This window comes from Streptococcus sp. A23 (assembly GCF_043674155.1).
GTDB lineage: Bacteria > Bacillota > Bacilli > Lactobacillales > Streptococcaceae > Streptococcus > Streptococcus suis_V.
Window position 1 is genome coordinate 86,246 of record NZ_JBIMJP010000007.1, and the last position, 13,217, is coordinate 99,462.

The 13,217-nt window shown below is 47.7% G+C and carries 10 protein-coding genes; 3 read left to right on the plus strand and 7 right to left on the minus strand.

Annotated elements, in window-relative coordinates; genetic code table 11:
• Positions 1 to 2 precede the first annotated feature (2 nt).
• The 7 genes from leuB to dhaS form a co-directional block, all read right to left on the minus strand.
• Positions 3 to 1,049: a 3-isopropylmalate dehydrogenase gene (leuB, locus tag ACHBIE_RS05655; RefSeq protein ID WP_394732905.1), complete on the minus strand. Its 1,047-nt coding sequence runs from the start codon at positions 1,047 to 1,049 to the stop codon at positions 3 to 5.
• A gap of 8 nt (positions 1,050 to 1,057) precedes the next feature.
• A complete protein-coding gene (locus tag ACHBIE_RS05660) occupies positions 1,058 to 2,620 on the minus strand; it encodes a 2-isopropylmalate synthase (RefSeq protein ID WP_257117133.1) in 1,563 nt (520 codons plus the stop codon).
• Between the two features lie 380 nt (positions 2,621 to 3,000).
• Positions 3,001 to 3,234, minus strand: coding sequence for a GlsB/YeaQ/YmgE family stress response membrane protein (locus ACHBIE_RS05665; protein WP_394732908.1), 234 nt, complete (start codon positions 3,232 to 3,234; stop codon positions 3,001 to 3,003).
• A 208-nt stretch (positions 3,235 to 3,442) separates the two neighbouring features.
• Positions 3,443 to 4,684, minus strand: a complete 1,242-nt coding sequence (locus ACHBIE_RS05670; RefSeq protein ID WP_105122621.1) for an aminopeptidase — start codon at positions 4,682 to 4,684, stop codon at positions 3,443 to 3,445.
• 297 nt (positions 4,685 to 4,981) lie between these two features.
• Entirely contained in the window at positions 4,982 to 9,376 is a 4,395-nt protein-coding gene (locus tag ACHBIE_RS05675; RefSeq protein WP_105122620.1) for a PolC-type DNA polymerase III, read from the minus strand.
• A gap of 96 nt (positions 9,377 to 9,472) precedes the next feature.
• Positions 9,473 to 10,468: a DhaKLM operon coactivator DhaQ gene (dhaQ, locus tag ACHBIE_RS05680; RefSeq protein WP_105111698.1), complete on the minus strand. Its 996-nt coding sequence runs from the start codon at positions 10,466 to 10,468 to the stop codon at positions 9,473 to 9,475.
• On the minus strand, positions 10,465 to 11,019 hold the full coding sequence (gene dhaS / locus ACHBIE_RS05685; protein WP_105111699.1) for a dihydroxyacetone kinase transcriptional activator DhaS: 555 nt from the start codon (positions 11,017 to 11,019) through the stop codon (positions 10,465 to 10,467). The genes dhaQ and dhaS overlap by 4 nt, the downstream gene beginning before the upstream one ends.
• 147 nt (positions 11,020 to 11,166) lie before the next feature.
• On the opposite strand from dhaS, the gene dhaK reads away from it, so the two are divergent.
• From dhaK to dhaM, 3 genes are read left to right on the plus strand one after another with little or no spacing between them, the layout of a single operon-like run.
• Complete coding sequence (gene dhaK, locus ACHBIE_RS05690) at positions 11,167 to 12,156, plus strand: dihydroxyacetone kinase subunit DhaK (protein WP_394732911.1); 990 nt, start codon at positions 11,167 to 11,169, stop codon at positions 12,154 to 12,156.
• 10 nt (positions 12,157 to 12,166) lie between these two features.
• Positions 12,167 to 12,745, plus strand: a complete 579-nt coding sequence (gene dhaL / locus ACHBIE_RS05695) for a dihydroxyacetone kinase subunit DhaL (RefSeq protein ID WP_172059185.1) — start codon at positions 12,167 to 12,169, stop codon at positions 12,743 to 12,745.
• Positions 12,742 to 13,116, plus strand: coding sequence for a dihydroxyacetone kinase phosphoryl donor subunit DhaM (dhaM, locus tag ACHBIE_RS05700; protein WP_125265913.1), 375 nt, complete (start codon positions 12,742 to 12,744; stop codon positions 13,114 to 13,116). The genes dhaL and dhaM overlap by 4 nt, the downstream gene beginning before the upstream one ends.
• Positions 13,117 to 13,217 lie beyond the last annotated feature (101 nt).

The window sequence follows — 13,217 nt, forward strand, 5'->3', positions numbered from 1 at the left end:
ATCTACCCACCTCCAATCTGGGCAATAATGGCCTCCGTCATTTCTTTGGTAGAGGCAGTGCCACCTAGATCTTTAGTGAAGATACCCTGTGCAAAGACCGCTTCAACGGCTTGGCGAATGGTTTGACCAGCTTGAGCCAAATCAAAACTTTCTTCTAGCATCATGGCGACAGATAGAATCATACTGACAGGATTGGCAATGCCCTGGCCAGCAATATCTGGTGCCGAACCATGGATAGGTTCATAAAGACTAGGACCTGCCACCGCATGACTGGCTGACGGCAAGACGCCCAAGGTTCCTGTCAAAACACTCGCCTCATCTGACAAAATATCGCCGAAGAGATTTTCCGTTACCAGAACATCAAAGCGACTAGGATTGGTAATCAAGAGCATGGCTGCGCTGTCGACCAACTGGTGTTCCAAGACCACATCTGGATAGTCCTTAGCCACCTCATCCGCTACCTTACGCCATAATTTTGACGTCGCCAGTACATTTTGTTTATCAATGCTGGTGACTTTTTTTCGTCTTTTTTGGGCTAGGTCAAAGGCAGAGCGGACAACTCGTTCGATTTCCTCAACTTGATAGGTATTGCTATCGCTGGCTTGGTCAGTTCCAAGGATATGCTCTCCAAAATAAATCCCGCCTGTCAACTCCCGTACCATGACCAAATCTACACCGTCCAAGCGTTCCGCTTTCAGTGGAGAATGGTTTTTGAGACTGTCAAAAATCTTAACAGGACGGATATTGGCAAAGAGCTGCAATTCCTTGCGGAGCTGGAGCAGGCCTTGCTCTGGACGAACCGCTGCACCGTCATACTGGGGGGCTCCAATGGCCGCTAGTAAAATCGCATCGGCCGTCCGACAGGCTGCCAAGGTTTGGTCTGGCAAGGGATGACCGGCCTGGTCAATGGCCGCTCCACCAAAGGCATGCTCCTCAACCAAATAGTCAAAGCCGACCTTCTTGGCAACTGTCGCTAAGACCTCTAGACCTGCACCCATGATTTCTGGTCCAATACCATCACCAGACAAGGCTACAATTTTTTTCGTCATACTTCCTCCTAGATGTGTGGTAAGTCTTTCTCTGATAGTTTCCTATCTATCTGTCCGCTATTTTCTTTCTGTACCATGACATTGGCATGAATATAGGCAATGGCCGAAGCCTTCAGTACGTCAAAGTCAATACCAGAGGCATTGAAGATAGTTTCCGTTGCCTTGTTTTCTACAGCAACCAGTACACGAGCTTGGGCATCGATACCGTCAGTAATAGCGTCGATATGATACCGTTCCAAGCTGATTTCCTGCTGGAAGAATTGGTCAATGGCATTAAAGACAGCCTCAACCGAGCCCTTGCCTGACTCTGCAACAACCACTTCTTCCTCATCTTGATTGATGAAAATGACCTGAGCCTGAATACTTCCGTCAGACTGACTATCCAAACGCAAATCTTTAAATTGGAAGCCATCACGATTGCTGATTTCTGTCCCAGCTACCAAGGCACGAATATCTGCATCCGTGATTTTTTCCTTCTTGTCTGCCAGGTTTTTGAAACGAGCAAACAAGCTAGTAACGTCTCCTTCTTCAAAATACAAGTCTAATTCCTTCAGTTTTTCCACAAAGGCATGGCGTCCAGATAGTTTACCCAGTGGCAGAGAATTTTTCTTGACCCCTACCAACTCAGGTGTAATGATTTCATAGGTCAATGGATTTTTCAAGACACCATCTTGGTGGATACCTGACTCGTGTGAGAAGGCATTGCCACCGACCACTGCCTTATTGCGTGGAATGGCAATTCCAGAAAAGCGAGAGACCAATTCCGAAGTATTAAGGGTTTCCTTGAGGACAATGGGACTGGTTACGCCATAAAAATCTTTCCGAATTTCAAGGGCTACAGCCACCTCTTCCAGTGCCGCATTTCCAGCCCGCTCCCCAATACCATTGATAGTACCCTCGACACGACCAGCTCCATTTTTAATAGCTGAAAGGGTGTTGGCAACAGCCATACCTAGGTCATTATGGCAATGGGGACTGAAAATAATCTCACGGTCCGATTTGACATTAGTTGTCAGATAACGGAAAATTTCACCGTAGTGTTGTGGAGTGGTAAAACCAACTGTGTCTGGAATATTGATGTAAGTCGCACCCGCATCTACCGCTGTTTGCACCACTTGAAGCAAGTAATCCAACTCCGTCCGCGTCGCATCTTCTGGCGAGAACTCGACTACCTCAAAACGCTCACGGGCATAGCTGACATGTTCAGTGATTTGCACCAAAATTTCTTCTTTGGTCTTTTGCAGTTTAAATTCACGATGGATGGGACTGGTAGCAATAAAAACATGGATCTGCGGATACTTGGCATCTTTCAGAGCCTCATAACAAGCATCAATGTCTGATTTGACTGACCGAGCCAATCCTGTCACAGCCGTCTTGGTCATCGCCGCCGCAATCTGACGGACCGCTTCAAAAGAATCAGGACTGGCCGCTGGGAAACCCGCTTCGATAGCAGAAATCCCCCATTTTTCCAACTGCTTGGCAATGGTCACTTTTTCCTTGATAGAAAAATTCACACCCGGCGTCTGTTCACCATCCCGTAAAGTCGTATCTAAAAATTCAATCACACGCATAAGAATACCTTTCTAAATAACCCTAACCTTACTATTAGGTTCTTTTTCTTAGTTTTGTAAGTAAACCAAGTAAAAAAGAAAACACCTCGAGGACTCCTACCCGCGAGATGTTGTCAACAGCGCCCGCTTGGTAAGCCAAACAGGACTAATGCATTCTTTCAGCACTAGCCCGACCGTCGCAACAACAAAGCAAAGAATTTTGTAGTGACAGGTTTCATTTGACTTTTCCTCTCTGTATTTTACTTGTTGTCTATGATAACGCACTTTTTTTCACTTGTCAACAGAAAAATGGAAATTTTCTGAAAAATCCGAACAATGCGTCAATTTGCACAAATTCAGGCAATGAAAACCGTGCTCCAATTGAAGCACGGTTCAGGTGTTTAGTTCCGTCTAGAACTAGAAAAAATTGCCACCAATAAAACGGCTCCTAAAACAGATGGTACAACTGCCATTTCGCCGAATTGTGGACCCCAATCACCAAAGAGCAACTGTCCAATCCATGAACCTGAAAGACCAAGGATAATATTTCCCAGACAGCCACGACGGTCATCTGATGAGGTCAAAGCCCCAGCAATTAAGCCAATAATAGCACCTGCGATAATACTTGATAACATTCTGTATTCCTCCTTATTTACAAAATGGGAGTGGGAAAGAACTCGACTAGGTCAAAAAGAGTTCGTCTTCCCACCCCCGCACAGTTGATTAGGTCAGATTTGGAGTGCAAAACACGAACAAATCTGCCAATCAACCACTGCGCTGAGATGTTGATACGAACTCTGAGAAGTGATCCTGGGCTTTTTGCCCAGTTTCATTCAAATATCATTAGATAGCCCACTCGCCGTCACGGAAGATTGGTACACGGGTTCCATCTTCACGGATACCGTCAATGTTCATCTTGTTGGAACCAATCATGAAGTCCACATGGACATCTGAACGGTTGAGACCAGCTTCTTTCAGCTCTTCTTGGCTCATTTCTGTACCACCTTCGATAGAGAAGGCATAGGCTTGACCAATCGCCAAGTGGTTTGAGGCATTTTCATCAAAGAGAGTGTTGAAGAAAGTCACACCTGATTGAGAGATTGGGCTCTTGTCTGGCACAAGGGCAACTTCACCGAGACCGCGTGCACCGGCATTGTCAAAGACCAATTTCTTCATGACTTCATCGCCTTTTTCAGCCGTTACATCCACGATTTCACCATCTTTGAAGGTTACTTTGATGCCTTCGATGATGTTACCGTTGTAGCTGAGTGGTTTTGTAGAAGTTACATAGCCGTCTGCCACACGGTAGTCAGGTGCTGTGAAGACCTCTTCTGTTGGCATGTTGGCAATAAAGTGCTCACCTTGGGCATTGATCGATCCAGCTGCTTCCCACAAGTGATTTTTCGGCATACCGAGTACCAGGTCAGTTCCTGGTGCTGTATAGTGTAATTTGACAAACTGCTCGTCGTTAAGAACCTTAGCCTTAGCCACCAAGCGTGCCTCGTGCTCTTCCCAAGCTTTGATTGGATCTTCTTCGTAGATACGGCAGGTCTTAAAGATTTGGTCCCAAAGGAGGTCCACTGCCTCCTCGTCAGAGGCTGCATTTGGGAAGACTTTTTTAGCCCATTCCAAACCAGAGGCTGCACCAAGTGTCCAGCTGATTTTGTTGGCTTGCGTTGCTTGACGCATTGGGTTCAAGGCCTGGCTAAGAGCACGGGCGTTGCGAGACAATTTCTCTGGATCCACACCGTCGTAAGCACCTGGATCATCTGACAAGACCACCAAACGGCTTGCCTTGCGCTCCAAGAGGTAGTTCATTTCTGTAATGCGTTGTGGGTGAACCTGTTCCAAGAGTTCTACATCGACATTAACCAAACGCTCACGCGCAATCACATCGTCCAACCAGTTGACCAAGACTTCAGCCGCACCGTGCGCATAAGCCTCTTTAACAATTAAACGAGCCAATTCAGCCTGTTCCACACCGATTGTCAATTGCACCGTGTGACCTGGCTGCACATTGATACCAGTTGAAACCAAGAGTTTCGCATATTTAGCGAGATTTTCTTTAAAATTTGGTAGTACCATTTTATTCTCCTTTGAAATGTAATACTAGATTATTGTACCATATTTTCTCATTTTTCTGACAAAAAAAACAAAGCCCTCCAATCCAAAGATTAGAGGGACTTGGCAACAAATAAATTTGGGAGGCGATAATCAGGAATACACTATCTTAGCCATTCCGTAGGTAGCTCAAACAGTCTGGGGGACTGTTTGAGGAGTAAACCCAGAAACAAGAAAGTTTACTACCGTCCGACATCATCTCAGGAAAGTCTGAAAAGAGATTTTGTCTACAAACTCTTTTCATTTTCTTCCTGACTATTTTTAAAACAAATCATCAAAGAGGCTGAGTTGGTTATCCTCTGGCATTTTACCGAGGATACCCATCTCGTCCATTTTTTCAACCAGCGTTGTGGACAAGCCACCCCGTTTGCGGAGCTCTGTTTTGGAAAGGAATTCCCCTTCTTCACGGGCTGCAACCAATTGCTTGGCTACGTTTTCACCCAGACCGTCCATGGCTACAAAAGGCGGTATCAAGGTATCCTCTTCAATCAAAAACTCGGTCGCATGGGACTTGTAGAGGTCCAGCTTGCCAAACTTGAAGCCACGCTCCAGCATTTCATTGACCAATTCTAGGGTAGTATAGAGATCTTGCTCGACGTTGGAGGCCTCGTTATTCTTCTTCTTGAGGGTGATTTCTTCCATCTTGGCCTTGACCCGGTCCAAACCACCTGACATCGTCGCCAAATCAAAGGCCTTGGCACGGATAGAGAAATAGGCCGTGTAGTAATAAAGCGGATGATGAACCTTGAAGTAGGCTACCCGCAGGGCCATCATAACGTAGGCCGCCGCATGGGCTTTGGGGAACATGTACTTGATTTTTCCACAGGATTCGATGTACCAGTCCGGCACCTTATTGTCCTTCATGGCTTGGATGTAGCCGTTGCGCTCTTCCTCGGAAATTTTCAGCCAGAGGCCCTTCCGCACCCGCTCCATGATGTTAAAGGCCATTTTCGGTGGCAAACCAGCATGCATGAGATAGACCATAATGTCATCCCGACAGCCGATGACGGTGGATAGGTCGGCAATTCCCGCCTTGATCAAATCCTGGGCATTGCCCAACCATACGTCCGTACCGTGAGATAGTCCAGACAGCTGGAGTAATTCAGAGAAGGTGGTCGGCTTGGTTTCCTCCACCATGCCTCGAACGAAGTTGGTCCCAAACTCGGGAATCCCCAACATACCGGTCGGTGTGCCAATCTGCTCTGGGGTAACTCCCAGAATTTCCGTGCCAGAAAAGAGGGCCATGACACCTGGGTCATCCGCCGGAATAGTCTGTGGATCGATGCCAGACAAGTCCTGCAATTTACGAACCATGGTCGGGTCATCGTGCCCTAGGACATCGAGCTTGAGAACGTTCTCGTCAATATCGTGGAAGTTGAAGTGAGTAGTCTGCCAGTTGGCGGTCACATCATCGGCCGGGTACTGAACAGGCGTAAAGTCATAGACATCCATGTAATCAGGGAACACGATAATCCCCCCTGGATGCTGGCCTGTCGTCCGTTTGACACCAGCCGCTCCTGCCGCTAAGCGCTCCACCTCTACATCACGGTAGAATTTACCATAATCCCGCTCATAGCCACGGACAAAACCGTAGGCTGTCTTGGCCGCAACCGTACCTACCGTTCCTGCCCGAAAGGCATTTTCCGCGCCGAAAATATCTCGCACATCCAAGTGGGCAGAGGGCTGGTCATCACCAGAGAAGTTCAAGTCAATATCGGGTACCTTGTCCCCATCAAAACCAAGGAAGGTCTCGAAGGGAATATCCTGTCCGTCCTTGTTGTACTTGTTGCCACACTGGGGACAAGGCTTATCCGGCATATCGAAGCCCGAACCATAGGAACCGTCTGTGATAAATTCACTATGCTGGCAGTTGGGGCAGACATAGTGAGGAGGCATAGGGTTTACTTCCGTAATCCCAATCATGGTAGCAACGAAACTGGAGCCGACAGACCCCCGTGAACCAACCAGGTAGCCCCGCTCATTTGACCGTTGGACCAACATCTGCGATGCCAGGTAAATCACGGCGAAGCCATTACCCAGAATGGACGTCAACTCCTTCTCAATTCGCAGATCGATAATATCTGGCAGAGGATTGCCATAAATCTCGAAAGCCTTCTGGTAGGTCAACTCCGCCACTGTCTCTTCTGCCTTTTCAATATAGGGCGTGTAGAGGTCAGGCTTGACCACTTCCACATCCTCGAAACGATCCAGCATGGCATTTGGATTAGTGATGACAATCTCACGCGCCTGCGCCTCGCCTAGGAAGGCAAATTCATCCAGCATTTCACTGGTAGTACGGAAATGCGCCTTGGGCAGGGGAGCAGGCTGGGCAGTCTCACCATTGCCGATAGTCCAGTTAATCGGCGAACTTTGGCCCAAGGCCCGCACAATAATTTCACGATAAATTTCTTCCTCGGGGTCAATATAGTGGACATTACCCGTCGCAAGAACAGGCAGATTAGCCCTGCGACCGACCTCAATCAACTGCTTGATGGTCTCCTCAATCTCGCCCATGTTCTTGAATTGCTCCTTGGCAATCATGGGCGCGTAGAGAGCTGGAGGCATGACCTCGATAAAGTCATAGTAGGTAGCCTTCTTAACCGCATCGTCAATGCCCTTGGACAAGAGTTCGTCGAAGATTTCACCCTCTTGGCAGGCCGTTCCCAAAATCAAGCCTTCTCGATGAGCATCCAGCACCGTCCGCGGAATCCGAGGAACACCCTCAAAATACTGGGTATTGGACAGGGAAACCAGCTTGAAGATATTTTTCAGCCCGACCTGATTGATCACATAGACCGTCGCATGCTTGACGCGGGCTTTTTTGTAGGAATCCTCAGCAATCAGGTCACGATTGAGCTGATTGAGATTGGTAATAGCGTGCTTTTCGAGTGCATCTTTCAAGAAAATAAAGAGTAGACGACCAGTCGCCTCGGCATCGTAGTTGGCCATGTGGTGGTGCTCCAAGGCAACCCCAAACCGCTTGGTCAGCGGCCCCAAACCGTGCCGTTTGAAATCTGGATAGAGATTGCGGGCAAATTCCAGCGTATCAATGACCGGCTGCGTAATGGTCGGCAGACCCGCCCGTTCATAGTTGACATCCATAAAGCCGACGTCAAAGCTGGCATTGTGGGCAACCAGAACGCTGTCCTGACAGAATTCCTGAAACTCCCGCAGGACCTGCTCCAAGGGCTTGGACCCCTGCACATGCTGGTCCGTAATTCCCGTCAACTCGGTCGTGAACTGGCTGAGTGGGTGCCCCGGATCAATAAATTCATCAAATTCTGCAATGATATTGCCCTTGTACATCTTAGATGCCGCAATCTGAATCAGAGCATTGTTGACCGCAGAAAGTCCGGTCGTCTCCACGTCAAAGACTACATAAGTCGCATCTAACAAAACCAAATCCGTCTCATTGTAGACAATAGGCACCGAGTCCTCAACGATATTGGCCTCCATCCCGAAAATCGGCTTGATACCCGCTTTTCTGGCAGCGTGGTAACCATGAGGGAAGGACTGGACATTGCCGTGGTCGGTAATAGCAACCGCCTTGTGCCCCCAGGCTGCAGCCCGTGCCACCAAGTCCTCAACGGCAGGAAGGGCATCCATGGTTGACATGTTGGTATGGGCATGAAATTCGACCCGTTTCTCACCTTCTGGCATCAGGTCCTTGCGGATTTCCTTCTTGACTTCTTGGATTTCCTGGACATTCATGGTCAGATCACGGGTGAAATTGTTGGTCTCCACATTTCCCCGCACCCGGAGCCATTGCCCCTTCTTTATCATGCTAAATTTCTGGGCCTCTTCCTCATTTTTAGCCCATTTTTGCAGGGTAAACGAAGAGGTATAGTCGGTCATCTTGAAGTTGATAATGACCCGTCCCGTCTTGGTTGTCTTGTGCTCCGCTTCAAAGACTAGCCCCTCAAAGACCACGCGGTTTTCCTCACTGTCAACCTCAATCATAGGCGTAATCTCCGCCTTATCGATGGCTACCTTGGCAGGCCGGTTGGTCTTCTTATATTCTGGGACAAATGGCTGAGCTGCCTCTGGTGGTGGCGCCATCTGTGCTAGTTGTTCCAGAGCAGCCAGATTTTCCTCATTGGCCTGCTGGTAAATTTGCTCATTCTGATTCTGGAAGTCCGCAGCCTGTTGCTCGGTCATGGTTTGACAAACTTCGATGTCCACCTTGAGATTTGCAAAGCCAAAACGGGCGTATTGCTCGACTAGATTTGGCAGATGATTCTTGCGAAAATGAACCGTGTCAATGGTTTCAGGTCCCTTGATCCAGAGAACACCATCCCGATAGACGACTTCCAGCGGCTGAAAGAGGGCCTTGAAACCAGCACTCTGGCAGAGCTCCTCCGTAAAGGCCTCCGGATAGTAGGCCACCAGCAAGTCACCGTCGTAGGCTTCCAAATCCGTCACAATGGCAAAACGGACCCTATTGCCCATCTTTTCAAACTCAGTAGCTAGCCTTGCCTTGAAAAGCTGATAATCCAGAAGGGGCAAGGGAGCAGGTAAGCGGAAGGTAAATTCCCAGAGCTTGCTGACCTTGTGAAGGACAACCTTCTCAATCTTTCCAGATGAAAAAGCCTCTGATTGCCGAGCATCAAGAGGCATATTGATCTGTTGGAGCAAGAGTTGAAATTTATCTGACATGTTGATTTCCTTTGAATGTTGTTAGGAGTATTTTACCACAATCCAGCCCAATTTTCGAGGGGAAGACTATGGCAAGTCCTGACCACATTCACCTTTCTACCAGGCAGCCGCATCCGTATCCGCTAGCAGATAATCCAGCCACTTACGGTCTTTCAAGCGACAGAGGGTCACCGAAATCCCAGCCATGTCTAAGCTGGTCATCAATCTTCCCTGCTTGATAAAAGGAAGCTGCAGGCCCTGCAAATCTAGAAATTGGCAGATAGCATTCGTGAAGATTCCCAATTCCAACTCTGAAACGGTACCCAAATTGTTGACCAAAAGGATATAATCTTCACCCTCTCGCCAGTGGAATTTTATCTTTAATTTGTTGACGATTTCATTGGCCAACTGCTCAGCCGATTCAAAAGTGACCGTCCGGTAACCTTCCTCCCCGTGAATCCCCATGCCATAGGAAATCTTGCCCTTTTCCAGCTGAAAGAGGGGTTGGTCATGCCCAGGAAAATGAGCAGACCTGGTCGCAAAGCCAATGGTAGCAATCTCCGTCGCCAATTCTAGGCCAAGGGCCTCCAGTTCAGCCAAACTGGCCCCAGCCTGAGCCGCAGCACCTAAGATTTTATGCAAGAAAATAGTGCCAGCCAGCCCCCGATGCCGCATCTGAAATTGCTTTTTGGGCTCGACAGAAATATCATCGTGGGAAACAATATAGCGGACATCGATTCCTTCCTGACGCGCCTGTTTAATGGCCTGGCCGAAGTCTGCTAAATCAGCCTCGAAATTCTTGACAATGACAAAGACACCCTGCCCTCTATTGATATGGCGGATAGCTCTTAAAATCTGCTCTGGAGTCGGCGGAATAAAGATTTTCCCATAGACAGCGGCAGTCAGCATACCCTGGCCGACAAAACCAATATGGGCCGGTTCATGCCCGGAACCACCACCCGACAAAATCGGCACCCGGTCCTCGGCCTGATGTTTATCCACAATAATGGGATAATTCTCCAGTTGCTCCAAATGAGGATGAGCCAGCAAGAGCCCATCTATATAGGATTGTAGCAAATCTTCCTCCTGATAAAATAGTGGCAATTGACTCATTGTCCTCTCCCTCCTTCAAGTGATTGCAACAAGACGGAAACTAGGTTCCGATAGGAAGTATGTAGCTGGCGATGGGGGTCAACCACCCCCGCCTCAATAAAGCCCACCAAACCCTTAGTATGGTAGTCTAATAGGAAGAGCCTTAACGCCCCTACTACCTCTACCTCTTGCTTAACAGACCACTCATCTATAATTTTTTCCAGCAAAAGCCTAACATAGTCAGATAAATAGCTCCTGAAGTCATTCTGCTCATTGACTGAAAAAATCCGTGCATAAAAAGACTGGTTGCTGTCGAAATAGTAAAGTAACTCATCCAACAACTTCCATCCACTAATATAATTCAAATTATCCGTAATCTGCTCTTCCAGCTCCGTCTTAAAAATCCAATCTAAGAGCTCATACTTGTCTAGGAAATGATTGTAGAAGGTCTGGCGACGGATAGCAGCCTCCTGCATAACCTCTACCACAGACACCTTCTCAAATCCCTTTTCAATCAACTGCTTTTTAAATGCCTTTGCGATGCGCTTTTTGGTCAGCAATGAAGTGCCCATGCTGCCTCCCTTCTGGTCTCTCCTATCTTATTATACATTATCAGATACACTTATGTAAAAAAAGGGACAAAATTGACCAATTGTCCCTTTAATTTGTCTACACAATACAATATAATAATCTTAGTATTATATCACGGAGGTTTTCTCATGAAAAAAATTATCAATCAACCTGAAAATGTTGTTGACGAAATGCTCAATGGCCTGGTCTTTATGCACAATGACCTGGTAGAACGTCTAGAGGGCTTTGAAGTCATAGTCCGCAAGGCAGAAAAGACTGGCAAGGTCGGTATCATCTCTGGAGGAGGCTCTGGCCACGAACCATCTCATGCAGGCTTTGTCGGTAAAGGTATGCTGTCTGCTGCTGTCTGTGGCGCAGTATTTACCTCCCCAACACCGGACCAAATCCTAGAGGCAATCAAGGCAGCTGATGAAGGTGCCGGGGTCTTCATGGTCATCAAGAACTACTCTGGTGACATCATGAACTTTGAAATGGCCCAAGAATTGGCAGAAATGGAAGGCATCGAGGTTGCAAGTGTAGTTGTCGACGATGATATTGCCGTGGAAAATAGCCTCTATACCCAAGGTCGACGCGGGGTTGCTGGAACCATCCTAGTTCATAAAATTCTCGGACATGCTGCTGAACAAGGCCAGTCTCTCACTGCCATCAAAGAGTTGGCCGACAAATTAGTTCCACAGATTAAGACAATTGGTCTGGCCCTATCTGGTGCAACCGTTCCTGAAGTAGGAAAACCTGGCTTCGTTTTAGAAGAAGATGAGTTTGAATATGGGGTCGGCATCCACGGCGAACCTGGCTATAAGAAGGAAAAATTGCAACCGTCCGCAACATTGGCAGCCGAATTGGTTGAAAAATTAGCTCAAGGCTTTGAGCTCAAAGAAGGCGAACATTACGGTCTTCTCATCAATGGTCTAGGCGCAACCCCACTCATGGAGCAGTATGTCTTTGCCAACGACGTAGCTAAACTATTGCTGGAAAAAGGCATTGAGGTAGACTACAAGAAAATCGGCGATTACATGACATCAATTGATATGGCTGGCCTATCATTGACCCTTATAAAATTAGAAGAACCAAGCTGGCTAGAGGCTCTAAACGCCCCTGTACAAGTAGCCGGCTGGTAGGAGAAAAACTATGGATGTAAGAACAGCATTGGCTTGGATGACACGATTCAACGAAAAAATTCAAGCAAACAAGGATTACCTAAGCGAGCTGGACACCCCTATTGGTGATGGTGACCATGGAGGCAATATGGCCCGTGGGATGGCTGCTGTTATGACTGAACTGGATGGCAAGGAATTTGCCAGTGCGGACCAGATTTTCAAAATTGTAGCCATGCAACTGCTCAGTAAGGTAGGTGGTGCCTCTGGTCCCCTCTACGGTTCGGCCTTTATGGGTTTGTCCAAGGCTAGCCAAGCTGGTGCTGAACTGGCTTCTATGTTACAAGAAGGCCTGGATATGATTCAAAAACGCGGCAAGGCGGATCTGGGCGAAAAAACCATGGTCGACGTCTGGACCCCTGTCATCTCTGCCATTAGGGAAGACAAACTCACTCCTAATCTGATTCAGGAAATTGTCCAAGCTACTGCTGATACACTTGCGACTAAGGGACGTGCTTCCTATGTTGGCGAACGTTCTGTCGGCCACATCGATCCTGGTTCTTACTCATCTGGCCTACTCTTTGAATCCCTCCTGGAGGTGACAGGTTCATGACAAAAACTGGCATCTTACTAGTCTCCCATTCCAAAAATCTTGCCCAGGGGATTATCGATTTAGTCTCGGAAGTAACTCAGGACGTTTCTTTGACCTACTGCGGTGGCTTGGAGGATGGTTCAATCGGCACTAGCTTTGAGACCGTCCAGGAAAAGTTAGAAGAAAATGATGCAGACACCATCTTAGCCTTTTTCGACCTAGGAAGCGCTCGGATGAATATCGAAATGGTTGCTGATTTTTCAGAAAAAGAAGTCCTGATTCAGACTGTTCCCGTCGTTGAAGGCTGCTATACAGCTGCCGCTCTCCTACAGGCAGGAGCCGATTTAGAAACCATTCTGCACCAATTACAGGAGCTTGAAATCAAAAAATAGATTCATTATTAAAAGAGCCTGGGCAAGACATCCATGATGGCTTCGCCCTCACCCACAGAATAATGAAAACGAACATAAAGCCCTCACTAGGTGTATAATCT